Raw genomic sequence first — 17,430 nt, 5'->3', positions numbered from 1 at the left:
CCTATTGGCGTGTTATCCTGACGCGTGCCTGCGCAATGAAGCCAGAACCTCCTCGGTATGTTCGCCTAATTCCGGGGCTGGCAGGCGCACCTCGCAGGGGGTGCGCGACAATTTCACCGGAAAGCCCAGCATCCGGACGTCGCCTCGGTCACCGTGTGGCACATCGATAGCCATCTTCTGCGCCTGAATCTGCGGGTCCTCAAACACATCCTTGAGGGTCTGGACCTTCCCAGTCGGCACGCCAGCGCGATTCAATCGGGCAATCCAGTTTTCGCGCGTATCCGTGGCCAGCGCCGCATCGAGAATGTCGTGCAACTCCGCGCGCCGCGAAAAACGCGCATCATTGCTGGCAAAGCGCGGATCGTCCAGCAGGTTCGGCAAGCCGATTTCACCCAGCAATCGACGCAATATCTGATCATTCGATGCCGCAATAGCGATTTGCCCGTCAGCCGTATTATAGAGCCCGTAGGGCGCAACAAGCGGATGGTCGTTGCCGGTGCGCTGCGGGTTTTCTCCGGTGACGAAATGCTCTGACGCCAGATAGGCCATCATGCTCAAGACGCCGTTCACCATCGAGGTCTCAACAGCTTGCCCCACCCCGTCGCGGTTGCGCCCGTGCAGCGCCGATGCGATCCCAAACGCGGTGTACAACCCCGCCACGAGGTCCGTTACGGGCTGCGCGGCGCGAAGCGGCGGCTCTCCTGCGGGACCATTGACGCTCATGAAGCCGCTCATGGCCTGCGCAATAAAATCAAAGGCGGGACGATCCGTATAGGGGCCAGTCGAGCCAAATCCATTGACGCTGGCAACGATAAGGCGCGGATTTATGCTGTCGAGGCGATCTTGCGGGAACCCCATGCGCGCAAGAACACCGGGGCGAAAATTCTCCAGCAACACATCCGCAGTCTCAAGCAGTTGGGCCAGAGTGTCGCGTCCTTCATCGGAATAGAGATCGAGCACCACGGACTTCTTGTTGCGGTTAAAGCTCGCAAAATACCACGAGAACCCGTTCTTGTGATGCCCCTGCCCGCGCACCGGATCCCCCGCCGGGCTTTCGATTTTGATGACCTCGGCCCCCATGTCGCCCAGCAACATGGAGCAGAATGGTCCGGACAGCACGCGGGTCAGGTCGACGACGCGAATGCCATCCAGCGGCGGCTTCATCTCATTCCCGGAGATCATTCGCGACTCCCACTTGAGGACCGGACATCCTCGCGCTCGTATCTGCGCAGCCGCGGACCGGCCTTCATGACCTGCCCCGGCAAAGTCTGTCCAAGCGCCTTCTCGGTGCGTCGCGCGACCTCAATCAGCGCATCGAGATCTATGCGGGTCGCCACGCCGCTCTCCTGCAGCATGTAGACCAGATCTTCTGTACAGATGTTGCCGGTTGCGCCGGGTGCAAATGGACAACCGCCGATCCCGGCGATACTTGCCTCAAACCGGGTGATCCCTTCCTGCAGTCCGGCGTAGGCGCAGGCCAGCCCCACACCGCGCGTATTGTGGAAATGCAATGCGATATCCGCCGCAGGCACCTCGGTCGCCAAAGTCCGACACCGCTCCTGCACCAGTCGGGGCGTTGCCATGCCGGTTGTGTCGCCGAGGGTAAGCTGCGCGATACCGCAGTCGCCATAGGACTTCGCCACCTGCACAATATCCTCGATCGCGACATTGCCCTCAAAGGGGCAGCCAAACGCGGTGGCAATGGCACCATAAACCGGCACATCCGCATCCTGCCCCATACGAGCGATCTCCGCCGCTGCGGCCAGCGACTTGTCGCGGCTGCAATTCACATTGGCCCGATTGTGACTTTCCGAAGCAGACAGAAACACCACCATCGCATCGACGCCCGCCTCAATCGCGCGTTCGGCACCGCGCGCGTTCGGCACCAACGCCGTCAGCTCTGCACCCCGGCTGCGGTCAATTCCTGCCATGACCTCACGTGCATCCGCCATATTGGGCACGGCGCGCGGCGCGACAAAGGACGTCACCTCCAACTGCGGCACACCGGCAGCAATCAGCGTGTTGATCAGTTCGATCTTCACATCAGTGGACACCGGGTCTGGCCAAGCCTGCAGCCCATCACGTGCGCCCACGTCCACAATGCGCACGCGCTCGGGAAACCCGTCTAGCGGAACCTCGGTCATGAGCTCTCCTCCAAAAGCTGTTGATGTGGTCGACCGCGTTGGTATACCATTAGCGCAAGGAGGGTCAATGCGGACCATGACGAGCGACAAAGTGACAGGCAAAGAGGAGCTGCCGCGCACGGAACGCGCACTTCAGGAAATCCGTCGGGATGTCCTGTCGATGGCCTTTTCCCCCGGAGAACCTGTATCGGAACGCGCCCTGGAAGAGCGCTACGGCATGTCCCGCACCCCAATCCGCGCTGCTCTGGCAGCCCTGATCGGCGAAGGACTGATCGTCCGTGACCCACGGCGCGGATACATGATCGCGCCGATCGACCTGCAGGAAATCCACGATCTCTTCGAATTCCGTGAAGAGCTGGAAGACACCGCCGTGCGCCTCGCATGTCGGCGCGCCCGTCCCGAAGACCTCGACGCGCTGCGCCGCACCGTCGAGCGCGGGCGCACCGACTTCGAGGTCGAGGACTGGATGGCCTCCGGGCTCGACGTGCATGTGGAGCTGGCGGCGTTGTCCGGTAACCCGTTCCTGCGCGATGCGGTCCATGCAGCGGTCGGTCGCGCGTTGCGACTGCGCTGGCTACTGGCCAGCGACAAGACGCAACGCGACGCGGCATTCAAGGAACACAGCGAAATCCTCGATCTGGTTGCCGCGGGCTACGAGGACGAGGCGGCCCGCAAGATCCGGTTGCACACCCAGGCGGTGCGGGACCAGATTCTGGCGGCCGTGGAGGGCGCGCGCCGCTTTCTCGGCACGCGCGGCGTCGTGGGTCACACCAGCGCACAGGCGCGGAACGATACGGACGCGTAGCAAGACGATCCCGGAGTGGGAGTTCCGGGAAAATGGCCTTTGGGCCGAGGACTTAAGGGAGGAACCATGTCCTATACACGCAAACTACTCGCCGGCGCGATACTCGCCACCGGCCTAACCGCCACGAGCGCAATTACTGCGAGCGCGGCAGAATGTATTGCCCCTGCCGATCCCGGGGGAGGTTGGGATTTCACCTGCCGCACCGTCGGTCGCCTGCTTACCGAACTGGGTCTTGAAGAGGGCTCCGTTCAGGTCACCAACATGCCCGGCGGTGTGGGCGCCGTCGCCTTTGCCAACGTCGCAGGCAAGCGTGCGGATGACGGCGACGTTCTGGTTGCAACTTCGACCGTTGGCGTCACTCAGATCGCCCAAGGCAAGTATCCGGGTGGTATCGACGTGATGCGCTGGGTCGGCATGCTCGGCACGGATGTTGGCGTGATCGTGGTCCCCGCAGATTCGGAATATGAAACCGTCGATGACCTGCTCAATACCCTCAAGGCCGATCCAACGTCAGTGCCTGTGGCAGGATCTTCCGGCGCCGGTGGCTGGGATCACATCCGCCTTCTGATGCTCGCCGATGAAGCGGGCATGGACGATGACGCCTATAAGGCAATTCGCTGGGTACAGTTTGACGGCGGCAGCCCTGCGGTGACACAGATGCTCGGCGGTCAGGTCGGCGCGGTGTCCACGGACCTTGGTGAGATTGCGGGCTTTGTGGAATCCGGCGACATCAGGATCATTGCGGCCCTGTCCGACGACCCCATCCCGGCCTTTCCGGATGCACCGACGGCCAAGGCGCAGGGCTATGACGTAACCGGATACAACTGGCGTGGGTTTTATACCGGCGGCGATGTCTCGGACGCGGAATATCAGGCCTGGGTCGAGGAACTGAAGTCACTCTTTGACACCGCCGAGTGGAAAGAGGCCGCCGAGGCGAATGGTCTCATTACTGTGTGGCGTGGCGGTGAGGCCTTCGAAGCCTATGTCGCAGAGCAAGCCAAGCAGATGGAAGACATCTCGCGCAGCATCGGGGTCATCCAATGATCGACCGCATTGCCGGGGCCGTGATCTTTATGGTCTCGGTCTCGGCCGTCTGGGTCGCGCGCGACTACAAGGCCGGTTTCGGGGATCCCCTGGGCCCGGCGTTGTTTCCGCAGATGGTGGCCGCTGCGGCGGCCCTTCTCAGCCTCGGGCTGATCCTGCGCCCTGACCCCAATCCCGACGCACAACCGCTGCCGGCCTTTATCCGGCAGGCCTTCACGCTTGCCGTTCTTGTCGGCTATGTTCTTCTGCTGGAGCCATTGGGTTTCCCGCTGTCGACCATGCTTGGAACCGCGTGCCTCGCGCTGCTGTTTGGGGCAGAGCCCAAAAAGGCCGGAGTGACCGGCGTTGCGGTCGGCGTATCGCTCTATTTGATTTTCGACAACCTGCTGGGGCTGCCCTTGCCCCTTGCCCCTGCCACCTTCGGCTAGCGAGACTGCATGGACATCCTGAATTCCCTCATCGGCGGCATCGCCGTCGCGGTGACGCCGCTCAACCTCGCGCTGGCGGTGTTCGGCTGTTTCGCCGGTACACTGATTGGCGCGCTGCCCGGGCTTGGCCCGGTTAATGGCGTGGCGATCCTGATCCCCGTCGCCTTTGCCATGAAACTCGAACCCAGCTCCGCGCTGATCATGCTGTCCTGCATCTATTACGGCTGCATGTACGGCGGGCGGATCAGTTCCATCATGCTGAATATCCCCGGTGACGAACCTGCAATCATGACCACGCTGGATGGCTATCCCATGGCCCGGCGTGGTCAGGCGGCAAAGGCGCTTGGCATTTCCGCCGTGGCCTCATTCGTCGGCGCAACGGTTGCCACACTGGGACTGACCTTCTTCGCACCACTGCTGGCCAAGGCCGCAATCCATTTCGGCCCGGCCGACTATTTTGCGCTCTACGTCATGGCCTTTGCCACCATTGGTGGAGTCACTGGCGTGAACCCGTTCAAGACGCTGCTGGCGGCCATGATCGGCCTTCTGCTGGCCAGTGTTGGTCTGGACCCCGGAACCGGCACCGCCCGCTTCACCTTTGGGTCGTTCCATCTTTACGACGGCTTTGATCCGATCGTCGCCATCGTTGGCCTGTTCGCGGTCAGTGAAATTATCATGTATTTCGAAAGCCATGCCCTCTCCGGAGCAGGGCCGGTCAAACTTGGTCGGACGTTGCCGCGATTGCGTGAGGTATTCGAGGGCTTTGGCGCATCGATTCGAGGCGCCTTGATCGGCTTTGTCTGCGGCGTCCTTCCTGGCGCAGGCGCATCACTCGGCGCATTTGTGTCCTATAGCACGGAGAAGCAGCTGAACGACAAGAACGGCACATTCGGAACCGGTGACCCCCGCGGCATCGCCGCACCCGAAGCCGGCAACAACGCAGCCTCCGGTGGCGCTCTTATTCCGATGCTGACACTGGGTGTCCCCGGCAGCGGCACGACCGCCGTGATGCTGGCGCTTTTGGTCTCACTCAACATCCAGCCGGGTCCGCTGCTGTTTGAACGCCAGCCCGACCTTGTCTGGGGGCTGATTGCAGCGCTCTATCTCGCCAATGTCGTACTGCTGCTTCTGAACATTCCAATGGTGGGCATATTCACCCGCCTGCTGTCGCTGCCCCAATGGTTCCTGATGCCGGTTGTGGTGATGGTCAGCTTTATTGGCATCTATTCGATCAGCCATTCGACCTTTGACCTGTTTGTGATGATCGGTTTTGGCCTGCTTGGATATGCGCTGCGCAAGTTCGATATCTCCCTGGTTCCGGTGGTGCTGGGCCTTTTGCTGGGGGCAGATATGGAAAACAATCTGCGACGTGCCCTGTCGATCTCCGGCGGCGATTTCAATATCCTCCTGCAAAGTCCGATTGCTCTGGCGATCTATGCCTTCACCGCACTGATGTTGGCGTTTTCCTTTGGGATCGCGATGCGTCGCCGCGGGCCACGTTCTGCAAAATGACATGCAAGCGCCCGCATTGCGGGCGCTTGCCCGTTTTCACCTGTCAGCGGAGCCACGCCGCGCTATGGTTCCCCGATGACACGCTCCTTTTTTCTCGACAATCAAACCGCCCGTCGCCTGTTTCTGGATCGACATCTGTTGCTGCAACAGAGATCCGGCGCCGGGAAAGGCGCGGATCTCGACCAAGTCCTTGATGATCTGGGCTTTGTCCAGATCGACAGCGTCAACACGCTCGCCCGCGCGCATGACCTCATCCTCTGGTCTCGACGCGGCCAGTATCGCCCGCGCGCATTGGAGCGTTTGGTTGCAAATGATCGCTCGGCCTTCGAGCACTGGACCCATGACGCGGCGGCTATTCCGATGCAATTCTACCCGCAGTGGCGCCTGAAATTTGCCCGCGATGAAGCGCGCATGCAGCGGCGTTGGCAGGACGGGCGCCGCCCCGGCTGGACCTCCGAGATCGACACCGTTCTGCGCCATATCTCCGACCATGGTCCGACCTGCTCCAAGGATGTCGGAGACGGTGAAAAGAAGGGCTCATCCGGGTGGTGGGACTGGCACCCCTCCAAAACCGCGCTGGAGTTCCTCTGGCGGTCCGGCAGGTTGGCCATTTGTCACCGTGTGGGCTTTCGCAAATTTTACGACCTCAGCGAACGGGTCATCCCTGCTGAAACCTTGAACGCACGACATTCAGAGGCCGAGATCGTCGATTGGGCCATGTCCGCCGCTCTCAATCGGCTTGGCTTTGGCACCAGTGGGGAATTGGCGGCCTTCTTCGACATCGTGACCCGCGCCGAGGCCAAACACTGGTGCGCCGCGGCATTGGCTTCGGGACAGATCGTCGAGGCCGACATCGAACAGGCCGACGGCACCTGCCGCCGGAGTTATACAACGCAGGCTCTGCTTGCGCAGGCCGCAGAGCTGCCCAGCCCATCGACACGCGTGCGTCTCCTGTCACCCTTTGACCCGGCGCTGCGTGATCGCGCCCGCACCGAGCGCCTTTTCGGATTTCACTACCGGATCGAGATTTTCGTCCCCGAAGCCAAGCGGCGCTATGGGTATTACGTTTTTCCGGTTCTGCAGGGGGATCGCCTGATCGGCCGGATCGACTGCAAGCGCAGTGGCGAGGTGTTGCAGGTGCGTGCCTTCTGGCCGGAGGCTGGCGTCGCGATGGGCAAACAGCGGCGCTCCGGGCTGATCGCAGAGCTGGACCGCGTGCAAAAGCTGGCCGGAACCGAGGTCGTGCGCTTCGCCGAGGACTGGCTGCGCTGCTGAAGACGGGCTTGGGAATTCCAGTTTGCCGACAACGGTCGCCGTGTCGGGGCCATGTCGGGATGTCGCGTGACCTTGGTGCATGATAACCCCGGCCGCCGCCCGCCCTTAATGAAAGTCACGACTTGGGAACAACCGTTTGGCCTGCTCTCTCGGGTGCCGTGCACTGGCGCCGGTGTTCTGTTTGCGCGGCGCATCATCCGCCTGAGGTTGCGTTATGCCGACCGCATCCTCCAGCGGGTGGCCAAGCTCTGCGAGCTTGTAGGACATGTCGGCAATCTCCTGGGCGATCAGATGCACGATGATCCCCTCGCGCTGCAGGTAGCCCCGCACTTTCAGCAGCCGCCCCCCCATCACAATCCGCCGAAACCGCTCATAGACCTTTGGCCAGACGACCACATTGCTGACGCCGGTTTCATCTTCCAGTGTCAGGAAAATAACCCCCGAGGCCGTCCCCGGACGTTGGCGCGTGATCACCAGGCCACACACCGTGTGGCGCCCCGCTGGCACGGTCTGCAGCGCCGCATGGGGCACCAGTTCCGGAATGGAGGGGCGCAGCAGCTCCATCGGGTGGGCGCGCAATGTCATCCGGGTGGCGACGTAATCTTCGACCACCTCCTCTCCCAGATGCATCACCGGCAACTCCACCTCCGGCTCGCGAATGCTTTCGCCGTCGATCGGATCGTTGAACAGCGGCAAAGGGCTGGGGCTGCGAATGGCTTTGACCTGCCACAGGGCATCCCTGCGGGTCAGTCCCATATCGGCGAATGCATCCGCTTCGGCCAGCCGTGTCAGCACCTCGGGCCGCAGCCCCGCGCGCAGCCAGAGCGCTTCGGGATCGGGATAACCGTTGCCGCGCGCAGCCACGATCAGGCCCGCCTCCTCCTTCTTGAACCCCTTGATCTGGCGAAACCCCAATCGCAGGGCCAGACTGCCGTCCGCACGGCGTTCCAGCGCATTGTCCCATTTCGACGCATTCACGCAGATCGGACGGATCTCCACCCCGTGCTCACGCGCGTCCCGCACGATCTGTGCCGGAGCATAAAATCCCATGGGCTGTGAGTTCAGCAAGGCGCAGGCAAAGATCGCCGGATAATGGCATTTCAGCCAGGCTGAGACATAGGCCAGCATGGCAAAGGCAGCGGCATGGCTTTCGGGAAAACCATAATCCGCAAAGCCTTCGATCTGGGAAAAACACCGCTCCGCGACGTCCTGGGCATAGCCATTCTCCAACATGCCGGTGATGAACTTATCCCGAAACGTGCCGATGGTTCCCATCCGCCGGAACGAGGCAAGAGACCGGCGCAGGTGATCCGCCTCTTCGGCCGTGAAGCCGGCACCGACAACCGCGATCTGCATGGCCTGTTCCTGAAACAGCGGCACCCCCAATGTGCGTTTCGTCACGTTCTCAAGGTCCGGCCCAAAGGGTTCCGGCTGCTCCAGACCATGCCGACGGCGGATATAGGGTTTGACCATATTCCCCTGAATGGGCCCCGGGCGCACGATGGCCACCTCGATCACCAGATCATAAAATTCGCGCGGCCTCATCCGCGGCAGAAAATTCATCTGAGCCCGGCTTTCCACCTGAAAGACGCCCACCGCATCCGCCCGGCACAACATGTCATATGTGGGCGTATCATCCTGCGGCACCTCCCCGATAGACATCTCCCGCCCCTCGTGGACTCGCAGCAGTTCAAAGGCCTTGCGCACGCAGGTCAGCATGCCGAGCGAGAGCACATCGACCTTCAGAATGCCAAGCGCGTCGATGTCGTCCTTGTCCCATTCGATGACAGTTCGGTCCTCCATCGCGGCGTTTTCGATCGGCGACAGTTCGTCCAGCCGCCCCCGGGTGATCACAAAGCCACCGACATGCTGCGACAGATGTCTTGGGAAGCCGATGATTTCACCGATCAGGCGAATGGTCTGCATCAGACGGCGATCTTCAAGGTTGAGACCAAGTTCCTGCATACGTTTGGGATCGACACCGCCGTTGCTCATGCCCCAGATCTGCCCGGACAATCCCGCCGTCACATCCTGCGACAATCCCATGACTTTGCCGACCTCGCGGATCGCGGCGCGGGATCGAAAATGGATCACCGTGGCGCATAGACCGGCATGATCACGGCCATATTTGTCATAGATCCACTGGATCACCTCTTCGCGACGCTCATGTTCGAAATCCACGTCGATATCCGGCGGCTCGCCCCGGTGTTTCGAGACAAAGCGCTCAAACACCATGGTGATCATATCCGGGCTGACGTCGGTGATGCCAAGGAGATAGCACAGGATCGAATTGGCCGCAGAGCCGCGCCCCTGACACAGAATATCCTGTGACTTCGCAAATTGAACGATGTCATGCACAGTCAGGAAATAAGCCGCAAACCCCAGATCCCCGACCAGGGCCAGTTCCTTTTGCAACAGGTTTATCGCCCGCTCGGACGGCCCTTCAGGATAGCGCCAGGCCAGCCCGTCTTGGGCGAGGCGCGCCAACCGGTCCTGCGGGGTTTCCTGCCCGACCACCTCATGGGGGTAATCATAGGAGAGTTCGCCCAGATCAAAGCTGCATTTGTCCATGATCTCCAACGTGCGGCGCAGGGCGGCCGGATAGTCGCGAAACAGCCGCGCCATATCCGCGCCCGCCTTCAACCGGCGTTCCGCATTCGGCAGCGCCCGGCTGCCAATCTCGTCGATGGTGAGATGCTCGCGCATGCAGGTCAGCACATCGGCCAGCTGCCTGCGACTGGCCCGGTGCAAGAGCACATCCCCCACCGCCACCATCGGCGCGCAGGTCTTCTGCGCCACCTCTGCGCAGCGGGCCAGATAGGCCTGATCGCTGCCATCATAGCGCGGAACCGCCCCCAGAAAGACGTGATGCGAAAACGTCTGCCGCATCTTCTGAATATCGGCAATGGCCTCTCTCAACCCCGCCTGTGGCAAGGCAATCAGGATCATCCCCCGGCAGGACGCCAACAGATCCTTGCTGTCCAGATGGCACGCCCCCTTGGACGCCCGCCGCTTGCCCAGTGTCAAAAGGCGGGTCAGCCGCGTATAGGCCGCGTGATCGCGGGGCAAGGCGACCCAATCCACGGAGCTGTCGCGCAACACCAGCCGGCAGCCGACAATCAGCTTGGGCAGAGTGAACACATCCGGCTTTTCAATTGGCGTCGCAACACCGACCTCTTGCCGGGAGGACGGGTCGATACGGTGCTGCGATCTGATTTGAACAGCCTCTGCTGCCTCGCGCCGCAGCGCCTTCAGGGCGCTCCAGGCCCGCACCACACCCGCCAGGGAATTTCGATCCGTGATGGCCAGGGCCGCCAGCCCCAATTCCGCCGCGCGCGCCACCAGCTCTTCGGGGTGTGAGGCACCTGTCAGAAAGGTGAAATTGCTGGTCACACACAGCTCTGCATAACCGGGGCTCTCCGAATGCCCCCCCCGCATGCTCCGGTCAAACGTCTCAACCGGGCGGGGCGTGCGATTGACTTCGCTCATGTGAACTCCCCCTGCACAAACCATCCCGGTGCCTGCGGCGTGTGAAAGAGCCACAGCCGCCGCCCCTGCTGCGTTTCGACACGCCAGTAATCCCGCAGCCCGCTGCGCCAGTTTTCATCTTCCAACCACCATTCGGGACAAATGCGTTCAGGACCAATGGCCCGCCCCGTGGTCAGCGCCATCCGCCGCCAGCGAAACCGTTGCGGCGGATGCGGGCCACTGCCAGAGATCGGCTCCGGAGCGAACAACAGCAACGGGCGCGGTCGGGCGGGGGCCCAGCCACTTTGAGGTTCGCAATAGGCTGCAGATGAAAGTGTGAAACTGCGCTCCGGGATATGGCTGTCGGCCGGGAGAAACCTTTGAATGTTATCCAGGCCGATGCGCGTGCCGATCCGCGTGATCAAATCCTCCAACTGGTCCTTACGCCCGGCTGAGACATGGTTCATTTGGGTTGCATGCACATCCTCGACCCGCGTCGCCTCAAGGCGCAGGCGCTCGATGCCAAACCCCGCATCGATGTCGCTGACACCGCGTTCGAACAGCGGCAGAATACGCCCCGGATCATGCAGGGGGCGGGCAAGCCGCAATTCGACCTGCTGGCTGTCATGATCCACACGATCCAGCGTCAGACAGAGGATGCGCGCACCGACCTCCTGCGCCTTGAGCTTGTGACAGAGTTGCTCCAGCAGGCGCCGTGTTCCGGCCATCACGTCATCGACCAGTCCGATAGGCTCCGGCAGGGTGATGCGGACGCCATAGTGTGGCGCCTCCGCCAGTGGCGAGATGTCTTCCGGCTGTGCCCCCAGAGCCTGATCAAGGCGCCGCAGCACCCCCGGACCAAACCGGCGCGTCAGTGGCGCACGCGCGGCCGCAGCCAGATCGGAAACCCGGCGCAGCCCCAACCGTTGCAGGGCAACCGTTTCGCGCGCCTCCAACCGCAGTGCCGCAACGGGCAACGCCCCTATTGCACACAGCATATCGCCGGTCGGCGCCACCCCTGCCCCATAATGCGCCAGCGCCCAGGCCGCGCCGCGCGTATCGCCGAGACCGGCCCGCACCTCAAACCCTGCGCGTTGAAGCTTCCCGCTCATCTCCGCCAGCAGGGCCTCTTCGCCCCCAAAGAGATGCACCGACCCGGTCACATCCAGCACCAGGCCTTCTGCATCCTCCAGCCCCACCCAGGGACAATACTGCGTGGCCCAACGGCGCAGCACATGCAAAAATCGCAAATCCTCCTGCGGGTCCGCCACCCGGCTGCGCAGATCAGGGCAGAAGGCACGCGCATCGGAGTAAGGCATGCCCGCGTGCAAACCTTGGCGTTCAGCCTCTGCATTCAGGCAATAGACCCGGTTTGCATTCTTCTGTTTGAGCGTGAGGACGAACGGCCCCTCAATCGGCCTCGACCGCAATGCCCGGTCACTTGCCAGCCGGGGAAACCATAGCGAAACGACGCGACGCTGCATCCCATCGAACATACCAGACACCTAACGTTCCCGATTTGTTCTTGATAAGCTCCCACTTCAAAAGAGTCGAGTCCCGGGAGACAAAAACCGGATCGCACCGCCATCTGGTTTCCGCAGCATTGCTGCCCATCCCTTCGGGAATAAGGGCAAGCCCGACAGCGTTTCCGTCACGCGCCGCCAACTGCAAACGCCGCCCTTCGGTCAGGCCCAAGGGCTTGCTCAGCGTCATCACGACAAGCGTCACCGCCCCAGAGCGCAAGGCCTCTTCGGCGACGGCCAGAACCTCTCTCTGGCTGTCCGCATGGCACAGCAGGAGGTCGGCAGGATCGATAAAGTCCGCAATCCCATCCGGGTTGATCTTGCCCGTCTCCCAGGATTCGCGGATCCAAAGGCTCTGCCCGCCAAGACGGGCGGCCAGCCCAAATGCAAAGGAGAACGCAGCAGCGCCGCACACCTCATGGGCGCGACCTCTGGAAAGCGGAAAAGGCATCGAAGGAGGGGTCATGCACACACAGTTAAGAGAGCCGGAAGGTAAATCAACACCCGTGTTGATGGCACCATACTACACGGATGCAGCAGGATGCGCACCTGCCGAAACCAGCATCGTGCGCCCCCCTCCCGTCAGGATGTGTCACCTGTCGCGAACCGTGCCCGTGTGCGATTGGCAAAGGCCACCAGGGTCAGCATCACCGGAACCTCGACCAGCACCCCGACCACCGTGGCCAGCGCGGCGCCGGAGTTGAGGCCAAACAGGCTGATCGCCACCGCCACGGCCAGCTCGAAGAAGTTCGACGTGCCGATCAGCGCGCAAGGAGCCGCGATGCGATGCGGGACGCGCAGCGCATAGGCCGCACCATAGGCGAGAAAGAAGATGCCATAGCTCTGGATCAGGATCGGCACCGCGATCATCGCGATCACCACGGGGCGATCAAGGATCACCTGCCCCTGCAGGCCAAAGAGGATCACCACGGTCGCAATCAGGCCGATGACGGAGAGCGGCTTGATCCGGGCCAGGAAGGCGTCGATGCGCGCCTCGTCTCCAAGCCGGCTGCGGGTCCAGAGACCGGCCAGCAGCGGCAACAGCACAAACAGCACCGCCGACAGGACCAGCGTGCTCCAGGGTACAACGATATCGGTGACCCCCAGCAGGAACGCCACGATCGGGGCAAAGGCCACCACCATTATCAGGTCATTCACCGAGACCTGCAGCAGGGTATAGCTCTCGTCGCCTTTGGTCAGCTGCGACCAGACAAAGACCATCGCGGTGCAGGGCGCGGCCCCCAGCAGGATCAGCCCGGCGATATATTGCTGCGCGTCTGCGGGCTGCAGGAAGGGGGCAAAGACCACCTCGAAGAACAACACCCCAAGCGCGGCCATGGTGAAGGGTTTGATCAGCCAGTTGACCACCAGCGTGATGGCGAGCCCCTTGGGCTGGCGGGCCACATCCCTGAGGCTGTTGGGGTTCACGCCGATCATCATCGGGTAGACCATCGCCCAGATCAGCACCGCGACCACCAGATTGACACTGGCCACCTCGGCGCGCGCAACCAGATCGACCAGCCCCGGCGCGGTGCTGCCCAGCAGGATGCCTGCGATCATGGCCAGGGCGACCCAGAGGCTCAGGTAACGCTCAAAAATATTCATGCGGCGACTTTCTCGGGGTCTGAGGGGGCAGAGGAGAGGCGACCGGCGGCCAGCGCGCTCAGCGCGATCATCACCGCAGCGGTGCCAAGGCAGGCCGCAACGCCGCCCAGTTGATAGGTCAGGCCCGACAGAACCGTGCCCAGAAGCCGCCCGCCCGCATTGGCCATGTAATAAAATCCGACATCCATCGTCACCCGCTCGTCCTTCGAGAAGGCAAGGATCAGATAGGAATGCAGCGCGGAGTTCACCGCAAACAAAGCGCCAAAGACCAGCAGTCCGATCACCAGTGTGACCGTCAGCCACAGGGCCGGTCCGGCTGCAACAAGCACCGCGCCGGTCAGAACCGCAGGCACCACCGCCAGCATGCCGGCCCAGCGACGGGCGGCGGCGATCAACTCGGCCTCGCTGCGCGACGGCGCCCGCAGGATGCGGGGAGCCGCGGCCTGGATCGCGCCGTAGCAGATGATCCAGATCGCCATGAAGCTGCCGATCAGGAAGAAAGCGGCGCGGTTGCCGTCCTCGGTGCCATCCGACAGGACGGCGTAGAAATAGACCGGAATGCCGACCACGAACCAGACGTCACGCGCGCCAAACAGGACCACCCGCGCCGCCGACAGCCAGTTGATATTGCGAGATTTGGAGAAAACCTCGGAGAATTTTGCGCCCTTGCGCCCGGTGGGCAGGCCTGCGGGCATGGCGATCAGCACCGCGATCAGGATCAGCCCGAGGATGATGGCCATGCCAAGGGTCGCCCAGGTGAAACCCGCCAGCGCCAGCAGTGCAGCCCCCAGCAGGAAGCCAAGGCCCTTGACCGCATTTTTCGACCCAGTCAGCACCGCAACCCAGCGGAACAGCCCGTCGCCGTCCTTTGGGGCCAGCAGCTTCACGGCGGATTTCGACGCCATCTTGGCCAGATCCTTGGCCACGCCCGACAGACCCTGCACCAGCATCACAAAGGCAACCGAGGTGGCGATCTGCCAGTTGGGATCAAGCTGCGTCAACGCCACCAACGCCACCACCTGCAAGCCAAGCCCGGCATAAAGCGTCGAGGTAAGGCCAAACCGCGCCGCGATCCAGCCCGCTGACAGGTTGGTGACCATGCCCGCGATTTCATAAAGCACAAAGAGATAGGCCAGCTGCACCGGGCTGAAACCCAGGGTGTGAAAATGCAGCAGCACCAGCATCCTGAGGGCGCCATCGGTCAGCATGAAGGCCCAATAGGCCGCCGTCACCGCCATATAGGCGGCCAGGCCGTTTTGCGCGGGCGCGGAGGTCACAGGCTGTCACCCACCATCTTGGCCACATCCACCAGCCGGTGGGCATAGCCCATCTCGTTGTCGTACCAGGCGTAGATCTTCACCTGGGTGCCGTTGACCACCATGGTCGAGGGCGCATCCACGATCGACGAGCGTGTGTCGTTGGTGTAATCAGACGAGACCAGCGGCCGTTCCTCATACCCGAGAATGCCAGAGAGCGCGCCCTCGGCGGCCTGTTTGAACAGGGCGTTGACCTCTTCGGCAGTGGTCTCGCGCGCCACTTCAAAGACGCAATCGGTGATCGAGGCATTGAGCAGCGGCACCCGCACCGCGTGACCGTTCAGCTTTCCGGTGAGTTCCGGGTAGATCAGCGTGATCGCAGTGGCAGAGCCGGTGGTGGTCGGGATCAGATTGGTCAGCGCCGAACGTGCGCGCCGCAGATCCTTGGCGGGTCGGTCAACAATGGTCTGGGTGTTGGTCACATCATGGATCGTGGTGATCGAGCCGTGTTTGATGCCGATATTCTCGTGCAGGACCTTCACCACCGGCGCAAGGCAGTTGGTGGTGCAGCTGGCGGCGGTCACGATGTGGTGGCGCGCGGCGTCGTAGACATCATCATTGACGCCATAGACGATATTGGCGGTCTCGCCGTCCTTGACCGGGGCGGACACTACGACTTTTTTCACACCGGCCTCGAAATAGGGCGCCAGCTTGGCCTCGCTCTTGAAGACGCCGGTGCAGTCGATCACCACATCCACGCCCGCCAGCGGCAGATCTTCGATGCGCCGGCTGGCGTGAACGGGAAGCCGGGCACCATCAATGGTGATGCTGTCAGCGTCAGACGAAATCTCCGCCTGCCAACGGCCATGCACGGAGTCGAATTCCAACAGATGCGCATGCATCTGCGCATCCCCCACCGCGTCGTTGATCCAGGCAATTTCGGCACCGCTCTCCAGCAGCGGCTTCAGGGCCAGCTTGCCCATCCGGCCAAGGCCGTTCAATGCGTAAACGGTCATGATGTATCCTCGATCTATATGGTCAGGTGTTCAGGCTCAGCACAGTGCGACTGGCCAATGTCATCCACCGCACGTTGCAGCGAAACCCGGTCCAGCTCAGCAAAGGGCAGCGCGGCAAAGGCGCGAATGCGGTTCTTCAGGGTGCCGTATGCCTGCTGAAATGCGAGGCTCTGTTCGGCCTGGCTGCCTTCGGCCTTCACCGGGTCCGGCATGCCCCAATGGCCCGAAATGGGCTGGCCGTCCCACGCGGGACATTCCTCGTTCGCGGCCTGGTCGCACACCGTAAAGACAAAATCGAACTTGGGAGCGGTGTCGCCGATGAATTCGCTGACATTCTTGGCGCGCAGGTTGGCTGTTTCATGCCCCTTGGCACGCAGCACGTCGAGCGCAACGGGGTTCAACTCTGAATATGGTCTTATTCCAGCCGAATAGACGTTGAAACGGTCCCCCCCCTCACTGCGCAAAAGCGTTTCCGCAAAGATGGAGCGGGCAGAATTTCCGGTGCAGATAAAAAGGACATTATAAGTCTGTTCAGTCATGCGTTCGATCTCCGATCGCGGGTCTGTTTGGAACGGAAGGCACAATTCAGGGCGTCCCCGACAGCAGTCGACAACCAGCGCATTCAGCGTCTCCGTCATGGCGGGGACGTTGGCGCGATAGTACAGCCAGGTCCCCTCACGGGCTTTGGTCACCAGCCCGACCTGCATTAAAGCAGAAAGATATGACGACAATGTACTGGGTTTCACATCCAGTGCCGCGCTGATCTCACCTGCGGGAACACGGTCCGGATACCGGCGCATCAGCAGCCGCAACACCGAAAGGCGATGCGGGTGGCCAAGGACGGCGAGGCGAAGGGGAATCTCTTTTTCCATATTTCGCGTTTTATCGAAATATAAAGTTTCAGCAAGCAAAAACATCGGTGGCGCCCTGCACATGTAAGGTGTGTGTCTGCCTTGAAGAGAGGAAGATAGCAGTCATCCGAAGGCCCGCCCCCGGTCCTTGCATGTCCCTTACGGACATTCAGACCGATTGAAATGACGCTTCGAACGCCGGCATGGGTTTTACACCTTTGCAGACACCTGGACGGCCCGCTTAAAAGATGTTCATCCATTCTATGGATTTTTTTGAAACTCCTACGTCTCAAAGCACGTTCTGCCATAGCATCGCTTGCGCAAAATTGTTACAAATCAAAAGGTAGTCGCGCAATGCTTGCCATACGCCAAACGCGCCAGCGAGGTTCCATTGCCGGTTTGGGCCCGGCATTAGGTCTTGCTTTGGCGTTCCGGCCCTCACAAGCTGAACGTGACAATAGGACACAACCCCGCGCCCCCTTCTACGTCGCATCGAAGGCCGC

General features: G+C 61.9%; 14 protein-coding genes. 5 read left to right on the top strand and 9 right to left on the bottom strand.

The genetic code is table 11. From position 1 onward, the window contains the following. Positions 1-12 precede the first annotated feature (12 nt). Together CLV89_RS08080 and CLV89_RS08075 are read right to left on the bottom strand one after the other, a co-directional pair. Positions 13-1,182, bottom strand: a complete 1,170-nt coding sequence (locus CLV89_RS08080; protein WP_106163156.1) for a CaiB/BaiF CoA transferase family protein — start codon at positions 1,180-1,182, stop codon at positions 13-15. After that, positions 1,179-2,144 carry a hydroxymethylglutaryl-CoA lyase gene (locus tag CLV89_RS08075; RefSeq protein ID WP_106163155.1) on the bottom strand — a complete coding sequence of 322 codons (966 nt, stop codon included), beginning with the start codon at positions 2,142-2,144 and terminating at the stop codon, positions 1,179-1,181. Before CLV89_RS08075 ends, CLV89_RS08080 begins: the two co-directional genes overlap by 4 nt. 67 nt (positions 2,145-2,211) lie before the next feature. Here CLV89_RS08075 and CLV89_RS08070 point away from each other — a divergent pair, with 67 nt between their 5' ends. From CLV89_RS08070 to CLV89_RS08050, 5 genes are all read left to right on the top strand, one after another. Further along, positions 2,212-2,949, top strand: coding sequence for a GntR family transcriptional regulator (locus tag CLV89_RS08070; RefSeq protein ID WP_106163154.1), 738 nt, complete (start codon positions 2,212-2,214; stop codon positions 2,947-2,949). Between the two features lie 66 nt (positions 2,950-3,015). Further along, a complete protein-coding gene (locus tag CLV89_RS08065) occupies positions 3,016-3,993 on the top strand; it encodes a Bug family tripartite tricarboxylate transporter substrate binding protein (RefSeq protein WP_106163153.1) in 978 nt (325 codons plus the stop codon). Beyond that, the gene (locus tag CLV89_RS08060; protein WP_106163152.1) at positions 3,990-4,421 is read left to right on the top strand and encodes a tripartite tricarboxylate transporter TctB family protein; all 432 of its coding nucleotides are present in this window, start codon (positions 3,990-3,992) and stop codon (positions 4,419-4,421) included. The genes CLV89_RS08065 and CLV89_RS08060 overlap by 4 nt, the downstream gene beginning before the upstream one ends. 9 nt (positions 4,422-4,430) lie before the next feature. Next, a complete protein-coding gene (locus CLV89_RS08055) occupies positions 4,431-5,933 on the top strand; it encodes a tripartite tricarboxylate transporter permease (protein ID WP_106163151.1) in 1,503 nt (500 codons plus the stop codon). 75 nt (positions 5,934-6,008) lie between these two features. After that, complete coding sequence (locus CLV89_RS08050) at positions 6,009-7,208, top strand: winged helix-turn-helix domain-containing protein (protein WP_106163150.1); 1,200 nt, start codon at positions 6,009-6,011, stop codon at positions 7,206-7,208. A 105-nt stretch (positions 7,209-7,313) separates the two neighbouring features. Here the strand turns inward: CLV89_RS08050 and CLV89_RS08045 are convergent, their stop codons facing one another. From CLV89_RS08045 to CLV89_RS08015, 7 genes are all read right to left on the bottom strand, one after another. Then, positions 7,314-10,697 (bottom strand): error-prone DNA polymerase, encoded by a 3,384-nt coding sequence (locus CLV89_RS08045; protein ID WP_106163149.1) that lies wholly within the window; start codon positions 10,695-10,697, stop codon positions 7,314-7,316. Next, positions 10,694-12,172: a Y-family DNA polymerase gene (locus CLV89_RS08040; protein WP_106163148.1), complete on the bottom strand. Its 1,479-nt coding sequence runs from the start codon at positions 12,170-12,172 to the stop codon at positions 10,694-10,696. The genes CLV89_RS08045 and CLV89_RS08040 overlap by 4 nt, the downstream gene beginning before the upstream one ends. Next, the gene (locus CLV89_RS08035; protein WP_106163147.1) at positions 12,114-12,665 is read right to left on the bottom strand and encodes an ImuA family protein; all 552 of its coding nucleotides are present in this window, start codon (positions 12,663-12,665) and stop codon (positions 12,114-12,116) included. Before CLV89_RS08035 ends, CLV89_RS08040 begins: the two co-directional genes overlap by 59 nt. 116 nt (positions 12,666-12,781) lie before the next feature. Continuing rightward, entirely contained in the window at positions 12,782-13,804 is a 1,023-nt protein-coding gene (gene arsB, locus CLV89_RS08030; RefSeq protein ID WP_106163146.1) for an ACR3 family arsenite efflux transporter, read from the bottom strand. Continuing rightward, on the bottom strand, positions 13,801-15,042 hold the full coding sequence (arsJ, locus tag CLV89_RS08025; RefSeq protein WP_423837296.1) for an organoarsenical effux MFS transporter ArsJ: 1,242 nt from the start codon (positions 15,040-15,042) through the stop codon (positions 13,801-13,803). The genes arsB and arsJ overlap by 4 nt, the downstream gene beginning before the upstream one ends. 35 nt (positions 15,043-15,077) lie before the next feature. Further along, the gene (locus CLV89_RS08020; RefSeq protein ID WP_106163144.1) at positions 15,078-16,076 is read right to left on the bottom strand and encodes an ArsJ-associated glyceraldehyde-3-phosphate dehydrogenase; all 999 of its coding nucleotides are present in this window, start codon (positions 16,074-16,076) and stop codon (positions 15,078-15,080) included. A gap of 14 nt (positions 16,077-16,090) precedes the next feature. Continuing rightward, complete coding sequence (locus CLV89_RS08015; RefSeq protein ID WP_106163143.1) at positions 16,091-16,948, bottom strand: metalloregulator ArsR/SmtB family transcription factor; 858 nt, start codon at positions 16,946-16,948, stop codon at positions 16,091-16,093. Positions 16,949-17,430 lie beyond the last annotated feature (482 nt).

It is taken from the genome of Tritonibacter scottomollicae (genome assembly GCF_003003215.1).
GTDB lineage: Bacteria > Pseudomonadota > Alphaproteobacteria > Rhodobacterales > Rhodobacteraceae > Epibacterium > Epibacterium scottomollicae.
The sequence above is the reverse complement of the archived record's forward strand: the minus strand, read 5'-3'. Positions and strand labels throughout refer to the sequence as shown.